Annotated in this window: 1 protein-coding gene; it reads left to right on the top strand. The window is 32.5% G+C overall.

Annotation, left to right across the window (positions count from 1 at the left end):
- Positions 1-351 (top strand): Fic/DOC family protein (locus CCZ01_RS10155; RefSeq protein WP_181566412.1); only part of this gene is annotated, 351 nt, incomplete at both ends.

Genomic DNA, 351 nt, shown 5'->3' with positions numbered 1-351 from the left:
ATTCTGTGCAGGAGAATTTATCCCTAATGAGGCAAAGAGAATCTTTGAGAATTTAGAAAAACAAAATTATCTTAAAGATTCAAAAAGTCTTGATTCCTTTGCGCATAAATTTGCAGATTTAATGTCTGATTTAAATGCTTTACACCCCTTTCGTGAAGGCAATGGCAGAACACAACGGATATTCTTAAATCAACTTGCACAAAATACAGGATACAAGCTTGATTTAAATCTTACCCCAAAAGATAAGATGATAGAGGCTTCCATTAGTGGTATGCAAGGTAATAACTTAAAGCTTGAATCTATTATTCGCTTAAATCTCAAGAGCTTCAAACAAAACCTAAGTAAAGAAAA

The sequence above is a fragment of the Helicobacter monodelphidis genome (genome assembly GCF_003288845.1).
Classification (GTDB): Bacteria; Campylobacterota; Campylobacteria; order Campylobacterales; family Helicobacteraceae; genus NHYN01.
Note: the sequence above shows the minus strand (reverse complement) of the source record. Positions and strands in the feature narration are given on the sequence as shown.